This window comes from Bradyrhizobium sp. S3.7.6 (assembly GCF_054061875.1).
The window spans coordinates 3,202,219-3,218,807 of record NZ_JBSSEQ010000001.1 but is presented as its reverse complement, the minus strand read 5'-3'; the positions used below and the strand labels follow the sequence as shown (position 1 = coordinate 3,218,807).

The window sequence follows — 16,589 nt, the reverse complement described above, 5'->3', positions numbered from 1 at the left end:
GCGCGATGGGGCGCGTACGTTGCGGATCGTGGCTGTCCCCTGATGTTTGGAGATTGATGATGAGGAAATCACTTCTTGCTCTGGCTGCCGGGCTTTTGCTTGCCGGAAGCGTCAGCGCAGCCTCCGCCGCCGACAAGCTGAAAGTCGGCTTCATCTATCTGGGTCCGATCGGAGACTTGGGCTGGACCTACCAGCACGACCTCGCGCGCCAGGCCCTGGTGAAGGAGCTGGGCGACAAGATCGAGACCACCTATCTCGAGAACGTGCCCGAAGGTCCCGACGCCGAGCGCTCCATCGAGCAGCTCGTCCGCGCCGGCAACAAGCTGATCTTCACGACCTCGTTCGGCTACATGGACCCGACGCTGAAGGTCGCCAAGAAATATCCGAACGTGCATTTCGAGCACGCCACCGGCTACAAGCGCAACCCGAACATGTCGACCTACTCGGCCAAATGGTGGCAGGGCCGCTACATCCAGGGCCTGATCGCGGCCAAGATGTCGAAGTCCGGCGTGCTCGGCTATATCGGCTCGTTCCCGATTCCGGAGGTCGTCTCCGGCATCAACGCGACGATCCTCGCGGCGCAGACCATCAATCCGAACATCAAGGTCAAGATCATCTGGGCCAACACATGGTTCGACCCGGGCAAGGAGGCCGACGCCGCCAAGGCGCTGATCGACCAGGGCGCCGACGTGATCATGCAGCACACGGATTCGCCCGCGGCGATGCAGATTGCCAGCGAACGCGGCAAGCTCGCTTTCGGCCAGGATTCCGAGATGATCAAGTTCGGGCCGAAGACCCAGCTCACCTCGATCCTGGACACCTGGGGCCCTTATTACATCGAACGCGTCAAGGCCGAGCTCGCCGGCACCTGGAAGTCCGAGGACAGCTGGGGTGGCCTCGACAGCCATATGTTCGCGATGGCGCCCTACACCAACATGCCTGACGACGTGAAGAAGCTCGCCGAGGATGCCCAGGCCGCGATCACAGCGGGCAAGCTGCATCCGTTCAAGTGCCCGGTCGTTGGGCAGGACGGCAAGCCGGTCGAGTGCAAAGGTGGCGATCACCTCGATGACGGCCAGATCCTCGGCATGAATTTCTACGTCAAGGGCATCGACGACAAGCTTCCGGGCAAGTAGCACGCTTCTTGCATCGCCTAGATCACCTGCTCCTCCCGGAGGAGGTTCGGAGGGGGTGGCCAGAAGCACCCGGCACTTGTGGTCGCCCCCTCTTTCTTTTTTGCCCGGATTATCCCGCCTGCATCGCCCGCGCCGCGGAACCGTGGCGGCGGATGAGATCGGGAACATCCAGTCCCGGGATCGCGCCGTCGATCACGGCCCATTGGCCCGCCACCATCACCCGGTCGGCCCGATGCGCCCCGCACAGCACCAGCGCGGCCAGCGGATCGCCGTGACCGGAGAAGCGCAGCTCGTCGAGCCTGAACAGGGCGAGATCGGCGGCCTTGCCGACGGCGATCTCGCCCAGCTCCGGCCGGCCGACGCAAGCCGCCGAGCCCTTGGTCGCCCAGCGCAGCGCATCCTTGTGGCTGACCTTGGCCACTCCGTAGCGCGCCCGCTGCAGCAGAAACGCCGCCCGCACCTCCTGCATCAAATTCGATCCGTCGTTCGAGGCCGAGCCGTCGACGCCGATGCCGATACCGACACCGGCCTCCTCCATCTCGCACACCGGGCAGCAGCCCGACGCCAGAATCTGGTTGCTGCACGCGCAATGGCTGATGGTCGTCTTCGCCTTGCCGAGCCGCTTCATTTCCTCCGCATTGAAGAAGATGCCATGGGCGAGCCAGGTCCGCGCATTGAGCCAGCCGCATTGCTCGAGATAGTCGAGCGGGCGGCAGCCATACATCTGCTGGCAGAATTTGTTCTCGTCCTCGGTCTCGGCGAGATGGGTGTGCAGGCGAACGTCGAGCTTGTCGGCGAGATCGGCGGTGGCGCGCATCAGGGACGTCGTGACCGAGAATGGTGAACATGGCGCCAGCGCGATCTGCACCATCGCATCCGCGCCGCGCTGGTGATGCTTTGCAACCACCCGCGCGCTGTCGGCGAGGATCGTGTCCTCGTCCTGTACGACGCTGTCAGGCGGCAGGCCGCCGTCGCGCTGCGACAGGTTCATCGAACCGCGCGTGAGCAGCACCCGGACACCGAGCCGTTTTGCGACTGCGACCTCGATATCGACGGACTCCTCGAGTCCCGCCGGGAACACATAGTGGTGATCCGTTGTGGTGGTGCAGCCCGAGAGCAGGAGCTCGGACATCGCCACGGTGACGCCGAGCTCGAGCGATTCCGGCGTCATCCTCGCCCACACCGGATAGAGCGCCTGGAGCCAGGGAAACAGCTCGCGGTCCATCGCCGCCGGCAGCGCTCGCGTCAGCGTCTGGTAGAAATGATGATGCGTGTTGATCAGGCCCGGCAGCACGACATGCTCGCCCGCGTCGAACACCGCGACATCCGCCGTCGCGGGCCTGCCGCCGGCCGGCACGAGCTCGACAATCCGGCCATCCCTCACCACGATCCCGCGCTCGGCGCCGTCAGCGAGGATGGCCAGGGGATCCCTGATCCAGATCGGCTTTGCGTCGCTCATGATCCTGGTTCTCCTCACATCCGCTGATGACAGGCCCGCGAAGGCGGCCGCGGGCCCGATCACATTCATGCTACGACTTGCTTGTTGCGACTTGGCTCCGGTCTTGCAAGACTCATCTGCACGATTCACCGGGCGAAAGCTTTGGCGCAGCCATGGATTTGAATACCATCACGACGGTGGCCCATCCGCAAACGCGCGCGCAACTGCCCGCCTGGGCGGAAGGTGATGCTTGGCTCGCGGGTGGCACGTGGCTGTTCTCGGAGCCCCAGGTTCACCTGAAGCGGCTGATCGATCTCACTGACCTGAAATGGCCGGCGCTGACGATCACCGACACCCATCTCACCATCTCCGCCACCTGCACCATCACGCAGCTCGACGGTTTCGCCTGCCCGCTCGACTGGCTCGCAGCCCCGCTGATCGGCCAGTGCTGCCGGGCTTTCCTTGCTTCATTCAAGATCTGGAAGACCGCGACGGTCGGCGGCAATCTCTGCATGTCGCTGCCGGCGGGACCGATGATCTCGCTCACATCAGCGCTGGACGGCGTCTGCACCATCTGGAAGGCCGGCGGCGGCGAAGAGAAGATACCCGTCGTCGACTTCGTCATTGGCAACCAGCGCAACCGCCTGACGCCAGGCGACCTGATCCGACAGATCGATATCCCGATTGCCGCGCTGAAGCGCCGCACGGCCTTTCGCCAGATCTCGCTGGCACCGGTCGGCCGCTCTGCGGCGCTTCTGATAGGCAGCCTGGATAGCGATGGCACGCTGACGCTGTCGGTGACCGCATCGACCGTGCGACCGATCCAGCTGTCCTTTCGCAAGGCTCCGGACGCGGGCGCGCTTCGCGACGCGATCGCGCAGCAGATCCCGGATGATCTGTACCACACCGATATCCACGGCAAGCCGCTCTGGCGCAAGCACATGACGCTACGGCTCGCCGAGGAGATTCGCGGCGAGCTCCTGGGGGCGACGCCATCATGAGTTTCGAGGTCAACGGCAAGACGTTTCCGCAAGAGCCGCGCGCCGGCCAGTGCCTGCGCACGTTCCTGCGCGAGCTCGGCCATTTCGGCGTGAAGAAGGGCTGCGATGCCGGCGATTGCGGTGCCTGCACCGTGCTGATCGACGGCGAGCCGGTGCACAGCTGCCTCATCCCGGCGTTCCGCGCCGAGGGACGCGCCGTCACCACGATCGAAGGGCTCGCTCGCGACCACGGCGCGCATCCGATGCAGCAGGCCTTCCTCGACGCGCAGGGCTTCCAATGCGGCTTCTGCACCGCCGGCATGATCCTGACCTGCGCCTCGCTGAACCAGGCGCAGCGCACTGATCTCGGATCGGCGCTGAAGGGCAATATCTGTCGCTGCACCGGCTATCGCTCGATCGAGGACGCGCTGCTCGGCAAGACCAATGTCGAGGAGAGCGTCGAGCCCGGCGCCGCCTTCGGCCGCAGCCTTCCGGCGCCCGCTGGCCCCGACGTCGTCCGCGGCAAGGCGCACTACACCTTCGACACGCAGATCGACGACCTGCTGCACATCAAGCTGCTCCGCTCGCCGCACGCCCACGCGAAAATCGTCGCGATCGACAAGTCGGATGCGCTACGCGTGCCCGGCGTGCACGCGGTCATGACGCACGAGGATGCGCCGTCGGTGCTGATCTCGACCGCGCGGCATGAGAAGGACTGGATGGATCCGGAGGATACCCGCATCCTCGATGACGTCGTCCGCTTCATCGGCCAGAAGGTCGCCGCCGTCGTCGCCGACAGCGAGGCCGCCGCCGAGGAGGCGTGCCGCCGGCTGAAGGTCGATTACGAGATACTCCCTGCGCTGATCGACCCGGAGCAGGCGATGGCACCGGGTGCACCTGTCATTCATCCTGACCGCACCACCGCAAACCGCATCGCCGATCCCAAGCGCAACCTCGCGGCGGAGACCCATGGCGAATACGGCGACGCGGCGGCGGCACTCGCCACGTCTGCCGTCACCTATGAGGCGACCTTCCACAGCCACCGCGTGCAGCACGCGGCGCTTGAGACCCATGGCGGCCTCGCCTGGCTCGATGCTTCCGGCGTGCTCAATGTCCGTACCTCCACGCAGGTGCCGTTCCTGACACGCCGCGCGCTGTCGGACATCTTTGGGCTTCCCTTGGACAAGGTCCGCGTGTTCTGCGAACGCGTCGGCGGCGGCTTTGGCGGCAAGCAGGAGATGTTCGTCGAGGACATTCTGGCGCTCGCGACGCTCAAGACCGGACGACCGGTCAAGCTGGAGCTGACCCGCGAGGAGCAGTTCATCGCGACCTCGACGCGGCATCCGATGCGGGTCCACATCAAGGCCGGCGCCGATGCCGACGGCCGGCTCACCGCGCTCCAGCTCGAGGTGCTCTCCAACACCGGCGCCTACGGCAATCATGCCGGCCCCGTGATGTTCCACTCGCTGTCCGAGTCCATCGCTGTCTACAACTGTCCGAACAAGAAGGTCGATGGCTTCGCCGTCTACACCAACACGGTGCCGTCGGGCGCGTTTCGCGGCTATGGCCTGCCCCAAACGCAGATCGCGATCGAAGCCGCGATCGACGAATTGGCACGGCAGCTCGGTATCAACCCCTACGACATGCGCCGGCGCAACGTCGTCAAACCAGGCGATCCCATGCTGTCGCCGCCGCCGTCCGAATTTCATGACGTGCTCTATGGCTCCTACGGGCTCGACCAGTGCCTCGACCTCGTCGAACGCGCCATGCAGGCCGATGGCCCGCAGCCGGACCTGACGCCGGAGTGGCTGATCGGCGACGGCGTCGCGCTGACCATGATCGACACGGTGCCGCCGGCCGGCCATCTCGCGGATGCGATGATCGCGCTCAACGACGACGGCGGCTTCGACCTCACCGTCGGCACCGCCGAGTTCGGCAACGGCACCAGCACCGTGCACCGGCAGATCGCGGCGACGACGCTGGCAACCACCGTCGACCGCATCCGCCTGCGCCAGTCCGACACCGCCCATGGCGGCCACGATACCGGCGCCTATGGCAGTGCAGGCACCTTCGTTGCCGGCAAGGCAACGCATGCAGCCGCGATGCAGCTCGCGACCGAACTGATAGCTGTGGCCGCCAGCGCCTGGCTGTGCGACGCCGCCAGCTGCACGCTCGACGACGAAGCCGTCGTCAGCGGCGTCCGGCGGATGTCGTTTGCAGAACTCGCGAAGCTTGCGCGCGAACGCGGGCAGCCGTTCACGGCCAGCGGCAATTCCGAGGGGACGCCGCGCTCGGTCGGCTTCAACGTCCAGGGCTTTCGCGTCGCCGTGAACAAGGGCACCGGCGAGATCAAGATTCTCCGGAGCGTGCAGGCAGCGGACGCCGGCGTCGTCGCCAATCCCATGCAGTGCCGCGGCCAGGTCGAGGGCGGCGTCGCGCAGGCGATCGGGGCGGCGCTCTACGAGGAGATGGTGATCGACGCGACCGGCCGCGTCACCAACCCGAAATTCCGCGACTACCACCTGCCCTCCTTCGCAGACGTTCCGCGCACGGAGGTGTTCTTCGCCGAGACGTCCGACACGATCGGGCCGCTGGGTGCCAAGTCGATGAGCGAGAGCCCGTATAATCCGGTCACCGCCGCGCTCGGCAACGCGATCGCGGATGCCACCGGCATCCGCTTCACCGCGCCGCCGTTCAAGCCGGACCGAATGTTTCCGGCGCTGCACGAGAAGTTTGGGAATTAACTTCCGCGATAGGTCGAGTAGCTCCACGGCGTGACCAGCAGCGGCACGTGGTAGTGGCTTTCGGGCTCGCTGATGGCAAAGCGCAGCGGGATCTCGTCGAGGAACGGCGGGTCTGACAGCGGCACGTTGCGCTCGGCGTAATATTTGGCGACGCTGAATTTGAGCTCGTAGCGGCCGATCGGCAGCGGACGGCCGCCGATCAGCGGCTGGTCGGTGCGGCCATCCGCGTTGGTCACGGCGCGCGCGATGATGCGGCTCTCACCGAGGCTCGCGAGCTCGACGAGCTCCACCGGGATGCCGGCTGCAGGCTTTCCGGCGTGATTGTCCAGCACATGAGTTGAGAGCCGGCCGTGCACCTTCAGTGTGTCGTCAGCGACGACGAGCTGATCGAGCCGCAGCGCGGAGATGCGGCCGATCTCCTCGATCGCGCGCCGCGTCTCGGTCTTGGCGATATTGCGCAACCGCGTCTCGAAGTCACGCAGCACGGAATCCCTGGTGTGACGGCGCACGCAGACGATATAGGGGAAGCCGAATTTTTCGCGGTACGCATTGTTGACGCGCTCGAACGCGGCGTATTCTGCATCTGAGAGACGGTCGAGGCCGGCGCTGTTCTGCTCGTCGGTCGATTCTGCAGTGAGCCCCGCTGCACGCTGGGTCTTGTTGGCGAGATCGGGATGCGCCCGGATCAGCGCGAGCTGCACGTCGGGTTCGGCAGCCTGGATCGCCGCCATCAGCGCTGAGTGCAACCGGTTGATACCGGCGAACGGCCGCTGCTCGGCGAGTTTCTCCGCAATCCAGGGCGAATATTCGACGACGTTGGCGAGGGCCGCGACAAAGCTGGCCTTATCAGCAGCATTGAGATCGGCGAGCGAGATTTGCGCCATCGTCCTCACCCGATCTCGAATGCGTCGGCGGCAAGATGGGCATGCTTGTCGTGCCAGTGCTGCGCGATCTGGAGCCGCGTCGGCACCCAGACGCGATCGTGCTTGCCGATATAGTCGAGGAAGCGGATCAGTCCCGCGGCACGGCCGGGCCGGCCGGCAAGGCGGCAGTGCAGCCCCACCGACATCATCTTCGGCGCGGTCTCGCCCTCGGCATAGAGCACGTCGAAGGCGTCCTTCAGATAGGTGAAGAACTGCTCGCCTTCGGCAAACCCCTGCGGGTTGATGAAGCGCATGTCGTTGGCGTCAAGCGTATAGGGAATGATGAGCTGCTTGCCGTTCGCGCCCTTGACCCAATAGGGCAGATCGTCGGCATAGGAGTCGCAGAGATAGAGGAAGCCGCCCTCCTCCATCAGGAGGCGGTTGGTGTTGATCGAGGAGCGCCCGGTGTACCAGCCGAGCGGCCGCGAGCCCGTCGCCTCGGTGTGGACGCGAATGGACTCGGCGATCTCGGCACGCTCCTGCGCCTCGGTCATGTCCTTGTGCTCGATCCATTTCAGGCTGTGGCTTGCGATGTCCCAGCCTGACTCCTTCATCGCCGCGACAATCTCGGGATTCCGCTTCAGCGCGGTGGCAACGCCGAACACGGTGGTCGGCCACTTCCGCTCGTTGAACACCCGCCACAGCCGCCAGAAGCCGGCGCGCGAGCCATATTCGAACATCGACTCGATATTGGCGTGACGCTTGCCCGGCCAGGGCTGCGCGCCGAGGACGTCGGACAAAAACGCTTCCGAGGTGCGATCGCCGTGCAAGATGTTGTTCTCGCCGCCCTCCTCGAAATTGACGACGAACTGCACCGCGACCCGCGCATTGTCGGGCCATTGCGGATGCGGCGGGTTGCGGCCGTAACCGCGGAGATCGCGCGGGTAGCGAGTATCCGTCACTCAGACTTCCTCGAAGCGGATCGGCAGGGCGCCCTTCCACAGCACGCTCTTGCCGAGGGTCGCGAGATTCTCCAGGCCCGAGGTCAGCGTGATGAAATGGTTGCCGGCGAGCTGGCCCATTTTGCTGGCGAAGTGCACGCCGCCATAGGCGAGCAGGATCTCGGTCTCGCTGATGCCGCCGGGATAGAGGATGATCTGACCCGGCGCGGGATAGCTGGTGTGGTTCTCGTAGCCGACGCCGAAATCGAGATCGCCGAGCGGCATCCACACGCCCTCGCCGCTCCAGCGCACATGGATGATGTGGCTTTCGAACGGCAGCGCCTTGCGGAACGCAGCGACGGTCTTGGGCGCCAGTTGCTCCTCGAAGCGGGCATCGAAGGTGAAGTCGCCGGCGCGGATAACGAGTTTGCTCATCTCATCTCTCTGGATCGGGGGCCAAAGGCCCACGGGGAATTTTCAAGCAAAGAGCATTCCATCGGGCTTCGCGCAAGTGGCGCGGCCCGTCATCTGCGGTCGTAGGACCAGCCGAAAATACCACTCCGCCGCACCTCCGGCTCGGGCTCGGCGGCAGGCGCGGCCGAAGGGGGCGCCTCCTTCAGTTCCGCCTGTGGCGGAGGTGGAGGCGGCGCCGGCAGGTTCTCGCATTTCATGGAGTAGACCAGCTTGCCGTCCGCGGTCCGCCCGATCGGGGCGCACGGGTCTGGATGCGCTGCCGAGGTCTTTGGCGTGAGCTTAACCTGCGCGGCCGCCGGCGAGGCGATCAGGACAAGGACCAGCAGATATTTCGACATCGTTGTCGCCTGAGAACTCAATTCGCCTCATTGAACCGGATTGCCGGGGGCAAGTCCACCGGCGCTGCGGGCGCGATTGCCGAATATTTGGCCGGCGCTAGAAAATTTGCTCGCCCCAACGTGATGGCCGCGCTTCGGATCGTGAAACCGGCCCGGCTGATATTCGGCAGGACACATCGCCATGTCAGCCACGACCGCGAACACAGGCGACATTTTTCTCGCAGCCTGAATCGCCGTCACGGGAGAAACAACCATGCGAAAGACCTTTGCCATTCTCGGCGCCACCCTGATTGCCGCCGCCACCATCCAGACCGCCGCCGCGAGCGACCGCCACCACAGAAGCAAGGCACACCCCGCCCCGATCACCCAGTCGGTCCGCGACTCCAACGCGTTCTGGCCGTCGCAGCCGACCACACCCGACTGGCAGCGCTACGCCAACGGCGCGCTGTCGGCACCGGCGGGACGGTGATACGGGCGTAGAACGCGGTTGCTGCGACGTCTCTCGTGTCCCGGACGCGCTGCAACGCGCAAGCGTTGCTGCGCAGAGCCGGGACCGAGAAAGCGACACGGTAGAATGCGGAGACATGGGCTGCGGCTCTGCAGCACACCGCAAGAGCGCTGCGCTGCGTCCGGGGCACGAGACGGAGTATGAGGCAGCGGCGGCGTCCTCCAAGTGCCATTGTCATTCCCCGCGCAGGCGGGGAATCCAGTACGCCGCGGCCTCTCGGCTCAATCACAGCCCTCTCTGGAATGCTAGATCGCCCGGTCAAGCCGGGCGATGACAGCGAGTGCTGCAGACGCACCAATGGCCGACGCGCTGACAATCGCAGACCCCTTGGCGATGGGCGGGCCGTCGCTCTCGGTCATCGTGTTCATTCCTGTTGCGTCGCGACAGGATAACTCGCTACCGCTTTTTTGGCGGCATAGCGAACCTTGCCCGGACTTGCCGGTAGGTCAACCGAATGACCCCAACCGGACTTTGGCTGCGGGCCTCGCATGCGCTACGCGGTTCGGGATGAACCCTGCATGACACGCTTGACCACCATGGCCGCGATCCCCGCGAGCACGGCCTTTGCCTGCGGGGACGCAAGTATGTCGATGATCGGGTTCGACGGTTGGGCTTGCTCGTGAGGCTGGGCATCGCCACTGGCGAGGATATCCCGGAGCTGACCGGGCCTCCCATGCAGATCGGTGAGCACCTCGCCCAGTTCCTTCGGTTCGGGGGCCACTTGTCCCGGTAGCGCCACGCCGCGCGCGGCGGCTCGCTCCTGCAGCATCTTCACGAACGCCGCCCGTTCTTCCGGCGAAAGCTTGCCCAACGCTTCTATCGCTGCCTGCGCGTACTGGTCAGACGGCACGGCGTGTGACACATCACCATACCGTTTGAGAACCTCTTGATCGGAATAACCCTCCGACGGATTTCCTTGTTCGTATCGATCAACGAAATCCCGATACTCTTTCTGGCGTTGCCCACCGCCCATTAACTCGTCAAGGATACCCATGTACAGCTCCTCCTTGCGTGATTAGCTCAGGCTGCTTGCCACAGACAACCACACGTTTCGCTTGCGCGACATAAGAGCGATATCGGCGTTACGCACAAGATACAGGCGAAGAGTGCAGTCGCTCCGATAGTTGCTACTTCCAAGGTAAACCCACGTTGAGAGTATTGACCTAGGTCAAAGGGTCATGGCGGCCGTGCAAACTGAATGTTTTGCTTGTGAGGCGTGAGTGGACATTCCACGCGCGTGTCGCAATGATCGCTATTGTCCCTGCTGAAGCTTTTGGGTCCGGCCAAATGTGCGGTGCGCGATGGCAAATATTCGCAAGTGTCACCGTCGCGCGGTCCCCGCCCATCCTTTTGCTCTCCGCAGGACCCGGTGACCGATGCGGATGGTCGCTCAGCGACGCCCGGCAATCCAGAGGAGCAAAAGATTCGTTTTTACGCCGGAGCAGCTGCCTTCGCCTGATCCGACGCATCAGGTTGCGCGGAGGTCACGTGAACGACTGCTTCCAAGGCTGCACCGAACGACCCGCTTGCTACCAACGCGTTGGAAGCGTTTCCCACCGTTTCTGCGGCTCCCGTTCCCAGCAAAGCGAACAGGATACGGGTTGCGCCAATCCTTTTACTGAGCCCTCGAACGACGTGCTGAATCTTGGCGGTGGACGGCTGACTCAGATAGCAGACACATACAAGCGCGGTGTTCGCCAATTCGAGCGAAAGCAATTTCGACATTGATGAAGCATCAGCCTTTTCCGCAATTGCCTGAATCCCGCGGTACCGCAGAAGCTGCGCCAGCACAAGCGCCGTCGCCTCATCGAGTCGCCCGGCACCAGGGATGCAAACGACCGAAATAGACGAGGTCGGCGGCTCCGGAATCAAAGCATGCTCGGAGCCTGCTCGCTCGAATGTAATGGCAGCTCCGGGGCTTGAGCTTAGATCCGGGGAACTGGGTCCTGTTGCTTCCACGTCATGGTGTGCCCCCAGCTCAGCGACCAATTCTTCCACCGTTGAGACTACCCGATTTAATCGGTCCTGATCGAGGTGACCCAATTGACGGTCGGCCTCCGCGAGTCTCAGGCCTTTCAAGAGGATGTCGTCATAATAATTATCAAGCGACGAGTCATTCAGGTATTCATGTGCCTGTTCCACCGCTTCAATGGGATCTCCCGCCAGCATTCGTTGATAAGCCAGTTGCGGCGGCGTCAGCGGTGGTCGGTCGCCAAGCATAACGTCAAGAAATTTGAGGCGATCGACATGCCGCCCAAGGACGACGAGACAAATTGTTAAGGGCGTGGCCAACACCAGTCCGACCGGCCCCCAAAGCCACGTCCAGAATGACGCTGACAGGATAATTGCAATCGGGGAAAGACCCGAGCTATGCCCAAAAATCAAGGGTTCGAGGACCTGTCCTGCGAGCAACTCAAGCACGACGAACAATGCCGCCGTAAGTATCAGCATCTGCCAGCCCGTGCCCACCGCCGCCGCGAGAATGAGAGGGAATACCGCAGATATCAATGCACCGATATACGGTACAAATCGCATAATCATCGCGATCAGACCCCATAGCGGAGCCGAGGGGACACCGATGAATTCAAGACCTAAGCCTATTGCAAGACCGAACACGCCATTGAACGCGATCTGGGTAAGAAAGAGCTTGCTCAGACGCTTACCGGCGTCGTCCAGGGCCGCAGTCGTGCGTTGAATATCCGCGGATCCGGCCAGTCGGACAAGCCGATTCCTCAGATCTTCCCGTTGCAGCAGGACAAAGACAACAAAGATCACGACGATCCCTGTCGTCGTTAAAGGTGAAATCAGTGGCTGGATGATTGCGCCAAACGTCGACAGAGCACCAGGATCGGGTTGCCTTACCTCAACGGGTATGGGTATCGGCTTGTCTGAGGGCTGTCTGGTGAGTTCGCCGTCAGTAGGTCGACCGGCCCCATCTCGATTCTGCAACTCTGTCTTCAATTCTTTCAGAACTGTCGACGCCTGCTCCAATGTTCCAGAGCCGCCGCCCATTAAGCCGCGCAGGCTTTCGATCTTGTCACTCAATGTTTGTTGATAGCCTGGCAGCTTGGTGGCGAGCCGGGTCGCCTGCGAAACCATAAGACCGCCTAGACTAAATATGATCGAGAATCCGATGAAGACGACCACCAGCACAGAAATCGTGCGCGGAATTCGCCAGGAACGTAAGCGCATCACGAAGGGCGCCATAACGAAACTCAGGAGAACTGCTAACGCGAAGGGAACAAAAATTTCACGACCGAAATAGAGCGCAGCAATTATCAACGCTGCGACGGCCATATTCGTCAGCACAGTCCCCCGCGGCTGTGCCAATCTCATTTGAGGAGATTTCTCTTCCATGGCGCGTCTTCCATGGCGCGGCTCATTCATCCCATACGTGGGTGAATTCTCCTTCGCGACACCATCCTACACCGAACGAACTTGTTCCGACAGCCCGAGCATGCCGTTCAATGTCGCTAGCTCGTCTCATAGCGCGCGGGTTGACGCCCTCTCGGGTATTTTGCCGTCGGGCAACACAGAGACGCGTAGCCCGGACGGAGCCAACGGGTCGGCGCGAAGCCGCCGCACGATGACACGCTCCGTGCAATCCGGGCTACGGCGAGAACAGGCGCCTAATAAGGCTGATAGTAGCCACGCGGACCGTAATAGGGACCGCCGCCATAATATCCCTGACCACCATAGTAAGGACCCGGGCCGTCATAATAGCGATTCTCGTAGTACTCCTGGCGCCGGCTCTCTGCGATCGCACCTCCGATCAGACCTGCCGCCACGCCCATGAAGGCAAGCCCTGCCGCATTTGGACCCCGGCGATAGTAGCGGTGGCGGCGGGCGGCGCTGAAATCGGTCGCTGCTGATCTGCCCGATGTCGCAGAGTCCGCGCTGACGGACGGCGAACCGGCCGGCGCCGCAGACGAGGGCGAGACGGAAGCTGTCGCCAGAGCCAGACTCGCAAACGCAGCCAGCGCGGTGTTGCGGCCGAACCTTGAATTTACGGGCCTGTCGCTCATCTCGGCGTCCTTTGTTCTTGTTCAAAGTCAAAATATGAAACGATCCACAACGTGCAAACCATTGAAAAGTTTCGTGATCGCGGCAATCTGCCACGCTTCGAACGATTGTAAACCGAACGACCAGATGCAGCTTGAACCACTCAACCTGAGCGGATAATGAACAGCCACGCCGTTTTTCGGTCGCCGTAAGCGTTTCACGTGAACCAACGCATCAACCGACGCCGTCGGGATCGATGCATTTTCGCAGGTTCAACGTGACTGACGCGTCCTTTTCCTCAAGAGAAATCAGATGATTGCGGTTCGCAAACTGCCGGCGCGCTATGCGCCGATCGTGATGCCATTTGTGCTGTCCATCCTCATGACGGCCGTGGTGTCGGTCATTTCGACGCTCCGGAGCCTCGGCGCGACGCCGGCGTTCCTCGCGACCTGGCCGGGCGCCTGGGCGCTGTCATGGCTCGTCGCCTTTCCCACGCTGCTGATGGTGCTGCCACTGGTCCGACGGATCGTGGCGTGCGTCGTCGCTTCCCCATCTCAACCAGGCCGATAGCCGGCGCGGACGGCGGCACACGAAGCACGCCGTCCCGCTTCCATGATTGCGCCTGCGGGAGTGATCCTACGACAGCGCCCCGAGCACGCCGCGCGTTGCCTTGTCGATCTCCTCGACATAGCGGCGGCGGGCAAACGTCTCGGTGAGGAAGCCGACCACCTTGCGGCTGTCGGTGGAATCGACCACCGCCAGCATCTCGGCTTCCGCCTCGTCGAACACGGCCATCGCCGACTTCACGTTCATTTCCGGGATCAGCACGATCTCGGTCAGGCGGGCGAGCTCGATCACCTGGATGTCGTCGGCGATGCTGTCGAGATCGCTGGAGAACAGGTCGGGCAGCAGGACGAGGCCGACATATTCGTCGGCATTGTTGACGATGACGATGCCGGGCCGCGAGCCCAGCGCGAATTCACCGCGCACGGCGGCGATCGTCGTGGTCGATGGCACCTTGCCGACGTCGGAGCGCATCAGCCGCTCGACCGTGAGGTTGCGCAGCCAGCCGACGTCGTTGGCGCTGCGGATGGTCTCGCCGCGCAGATGCAGGCGCCATGTCGAGAAGGAATGACCGAACATGAAGCGGACGCAGATCGAGGTGACGATGCAGCCTGCCAGCACCACGGCGGTGACGTCGACATTGCGAGTCATTTCCAGCACGAGGAACGACATGGTCAAGGGGCCGCCAACGATGGCGACGCCGAGCGTCGCCATACCCGTCAGCATCGCGACCAGCGGGTCGATCACGAATTGCGGGCTGATGAGCAAAAGAACCGCAGCGAAGAACTTTCCGATCAGGCTGCCGACGAACAACGAGGCAAAGAACAGACCGCCGCGGAAACCCGAGGCGAGCGAGATCAGGCAGGCCGTCACCTTCAAGGCGATGATGATCGCGATCAGGCCGATCGTCATGTCGTGAAAGAGATCGAGCACCATGGCGCCGTGGCCGGCCGCGAGCACCTGCGGCGTGACGATGGCAAAGCTGCCGACGATAAGGCCGCCGATCACCGGGCGCAGCCAGACCGGCAGCCAGACAAACAGGCGCTCGAACATCGAAGACGACCGCATCACGGCGATGCCGACGCCGCTGGTAATGAGCGCAAGCCCGATCAATGCCAGATATTGCTCGACGCCGACCGCGCTGACCTTCGGTATTTCGATAGAGTACGGCGCGCCGCCGAGCCATTGCGCGGTCAGCGCGCCAGCAAGCGAGGCCGCCAGGATCGGCGCGGCGCTGCCGACCGAATAGACGCCGACGATCAGCTCGCAGGCATAGAACGCGCCGGTGATCGGCGCGCCAAACGCCGCTGCGATCGCAGCGGCAGCGCCGCAACCGACGATCAGGCGCAAATCGTTGCGGCGTAGATTGAAGAACTTGCCGAGTAGTGAGGCGATACCCGAGCCGATCTGGGTGTAGCCGGCCTCAAGGCCGACCGAGGCGCCGCAGCCGTTCGAGATCAGCGTCTGGCTCGACACCACCATGCTGTCGCGCATCGACAGATTGCCGCCGCGCAGCGCGTTCGCCTCGATCGGGTCGACCGCGTTGGAGATCTTCAGCCGCCGCCGCCACCACTCCATGATACCGAGCGCCAGTCCGCCGAGCGCGGGCGCGATGAGGGCCGCCCAGGGGCTGACCCGGGCGTGGGCGGATAGGCGAACGTCGACGGGAATGCCGTAGATCACCATGTGGGCAATCTGCGCGATCTCTGCCATCAGCGTCACGATGGCACCCGTAAGCGTGCCGATCACGAGCGCCAGCGGGATCAGGTAGAACTCGTTGCTGCGCAAGAGCGCGCGCAGGCGAACCATGACGCGGTTCGATCCCTTGCGATCGGCGATGTGTCTGATCCGCGCGAACACCTTTTTGCCCGCCCTAACCTTCCGACATGCCGTAGCCGGCCATGCGCTGGCTGACACGTTCGATCTCGGCACTCGACAGCAGTGGCGGTTTTCCGATCTGGAGGCAGCCGTGATACTGCCGCGCCAGCGTCTCGACCTCGACGGCGAGCCACATCGCCTTGTCCAGCGTCTTGCCGACCGCGATCATGCCGTGATGGTCGAGCAGACAGGCGAGCCGGCCCTCCAGCGCCCGCAGCGCGTGCTCGGACAGCTCCGCCGTTCCGAAGGTGGCATAGGGTGCGCAACGGATACTGTCACCGCCGGCGGCCGCGATCATGTAGTGCACGGGCGGAATCTCCATGCCCATGATCGCCAGGATGGTGCAATAGGTCGGATGAGCGTGGACGACGGCGTTGACGTCGGGCCGCGATTTCAGGATGTCGCGGTGGAAGCGCCACTCGCTGGAGGGCTTCTGACTGGGGGCATGCGAGCCGTCCATCGCCATGAACACGATCTGGTCGGGCGTCATGGCGTCATAGGGCACGCTGGTCGGCGTGACCAGGAGCCCGTCCACATGCCGGACGCTGATATTGCCCGAGGTGCCCTGGTTGATGCCGAGCGCGTTCATGCGGCGGCACGCGTCGATTATGGCCTGTCGCTTTGCGAGCTCGTCCGCTGTCATCGACATCCCGATTTCATCTCGACTTTTTGGCGATGGGCGTTTGTTAGACCGGGAGTACGTCAAAGCAATGTGGCAGCGCA

15 protein-coding genes are annotated in these 16,589 nt (G+C 63.5%); 5 read left to right on the top strand and 10 right to left on the bottom strand.

The window, feature by feature from the left end; all coding sequences use genetic code 11:
* The first annotated feature begins 59 nt into the window (after positions 1 to 59).
* Complete coding sequence (locus tag ACVJ5M_RS15195; protein ID WP_063986211.1) at positions 60 to 1,136, top strand: BMP family ABC transporter substrate-binding protein; 1,077 nt, start codon at positions 60 to 62, stop codon at positions 1,134 to 1,136.
* Positions 1,137 to 1,245: 109 nt separating this feature from the next.
* Here the strand turns inward: ACVJ5M_RS15195 and ACVJ5M_RS15190 are convergent, their stop codons facing one another.
* Positions 1,246 to 2,595, bottom strand: coding sequence for an 8-oxoguanine deaminase (locus ACVJ5M_RS15190; RefSeq protein ID WP_354098262.1), 1,350 nt, complete (start codon positions 2,593 to 2,595; stop codon positions 1,246 to 1,248).
* Between the two features lie 152 nt (positions 2,596 to 2,747).
* Between ACVJ5M_RS15190 and ACVJ5M_RS15185 the strand changes: the two genes are divergently transcribed.
* Both ACVJ5M_RS15185 and ACVJ5M_RS15180 read left to right on the top strand, forming a co-directional pair.
* Entirely contained in the window at positions 2,748 to 3,575 is an 828-nt protein-coding gene (locus ACVJ5M_RS15185) for an FAD binding domain-containing protein (RefSeq protein WP_354098261.1), read from the top strand.
* Positions 3,572 to 6,298 (top strand): molybdopterin-dependent oxidoreductase, encoded by a 2,727-nt coding sequence (locus ACVJ5M_RS15180; protein ID WP_354098260.1) that lies wholly within the window; start codon positions 3,572 to 3,574, stop codon positions 6,296 to 6,298. The genes ACVJ5M_RS15185 and ACVJ5M_RS15180 overlap by 4 nt, the downstream gene beginning before the upstream one ends.
* Here ACVJ5M_RS15180 and uraD read toward each other — a convergent pair.
* The 4 genes from uraD to ACVJ5M_RS15160 all read right to left on the bottom strand — a co-directional run bounded on the left by uraD (position 6,295) and on the right by ACVJ5M_RS15160 (position 8,914).
* Positions 6,295 to 7,182, bottom strand: a complete 888-nt coding sequence (gene uraD, locus ACVJ5M_RS15175; protein WP_085405710.1) for a 2-oxo-4-hydroxy-4-carboxy-5-ureidoimidazoline decarboxylase — start codon at positions 7,180 to 7,182, stop codon at positions 6,295 to 6,297. The two genes, ACVJ5M_RS15180 and uraD, sit on opposite strands and share 4 nt — an antisense overlap.
* Before the next feature lie 5 nt (positions 7,183 to 7,187).
* Complete coding sequence (puuE, locus tag ACVJ5M_RS15170; RefSeq protein ID WP_085405709.1) at positions 7,188 to 8,123, bottom strand: allantoinase PuuE; 936 nt, start codon at positions 8,121 to 8,123, stop codon at positions 7,188 to 7,190.
* Positions 8,124 to 8,537: a DUF3830 family protein gene (locus ACVJ5M_RS15165; RefSeq protein WP_014493672.1), complete on the bottom strand. Its 414-nt coding sequence runs from the start codon at positions 8,535 to 8,537 to the stop codon at positions 8,124 to 8,126.
* An 89-nt stretch (positions 8,538 to 8,626) separates the two neighbouring features.
* Positions 8,627 to 8,914: a hypothetical protein gene (locus tag ACVJ5M_RS15160; RefSeq protein WP_085405707.1), complete on the bottom strand. Its 288-nt coding sequence runs from the start codon at positions 8,912 to 8,914 to the stop codon at positions 8,627 to 8,629.
* A 253-nt stretch (positions 8,915 to 9,167) separates the two neighbouring features.
* Here ACVJ5M_RS15160 and ACVJ5M_RS15155 point away from each other — a divergent pair, with 253 nt between their 5' ends.
* Positions 9,168 to 9,383 carry a hypothetical protein gene (locus tag ACVJ5M_RS15155; RefSeq protein WP_085405705.1) on the top strand — a complete coding sequence of 72 codons (216 nt, stop codon included), beginning with the start codon at positions 9,168 to 9,170 and terminating at the stop codon, positions 9,381 to 9,383.
* Between the two features lie 532 nt (positions 9,384 to 9,915).
* Here ACVJ5M_RS15155 and ACVJ5M_RS15150 read toward each other — a convergent pair.
* From ACVJ5M_RS15150 to ACVJ5M_RS15140, 3 genes are all read right to left on the bottom strand, one after another.
* Positions 9,916 to 10,416 (bottom strand): hypothetical protein, encoded by a 501-nt coding sequence (locus ACVJ5M_RS15150; RefSeq protein ID WP_071911727.1) that lies wholly within the window; start codon positions 10,414 to 10,416, stop codon positions 9,916 to 9,918.
* A gap of 437 nt (positions 10,417 to 10,853) precedes the next feature.
* Entirely contained in the window at positions 10,854 to 12,779 is a 1,926-nt protein-coding gene (locus ACVJ5M_RS15145) for an AI-2E family transporter (protein WP_456679346.1), read from the bottom strand.
* 272 nt (positions 12,780 to 13,051) lie between these two features.
* Entirely contained in the window at positions 13,052 to 13,447 is a 396-nt protein-coding gene (locus tag ACVJ5M_RS15140; RefSeq protein ID WP_063982014.1) for a hypothetical protein, read from the bottom strand.
* 289 nt (positions 13,448 to 13,736) lie between these two features.
* On the opposite strand from ACVJ5M_RS15140, the gene ACVJ5M_RS15135 reads away from it, so the two are divergent.
* Complete coding sequence (locus ACVJ5M_RS15135) at positions 13,737 to 13,994, top strand: DUF2798 domain-containing protein (RefSeq protein WP_014493668.1); 258 nt, start codon at positions 13,737 to 13,739, stop codon at positions 13,992 to 13,994.
* 66 nt (positions 13,995 to 14,060) lie between these two features.
* Here ACVJ5M_RS15135 and ACVJ5M_RS15130 read toward each other — a convergent pair whose 3' ends face one another.
* Both ACVJ5M_RS15130 and ACVJ5M_RS15125 read right to left on the bottom strand, forming a co-directional pair.
* A complete protein-coding gene (locus ACVJ5M_RS15130) occupies positions 14,061 to 15,848 on the bottom strand; it encodes a chloride channel protein (RefSeq protein WP_085405702.1) in 1,788 nt (595 codons plus the stop codon).
* A 13-nt stretch (positions 15,849 to 15,861) separates the two neighbouring features.
* A complete protein-coding gene (locus tag ACVJ5M_RS15125) occupies positions 15,862 to 16,515 on the bottom strand; it encodes an L-fuculose-phosphate aldolase (protein WP_193560895.1) in 654 nt (217 codons plus the stop codon).
* Positions 16,516 to 16,589: the final 74 nt, after the last annotated feature.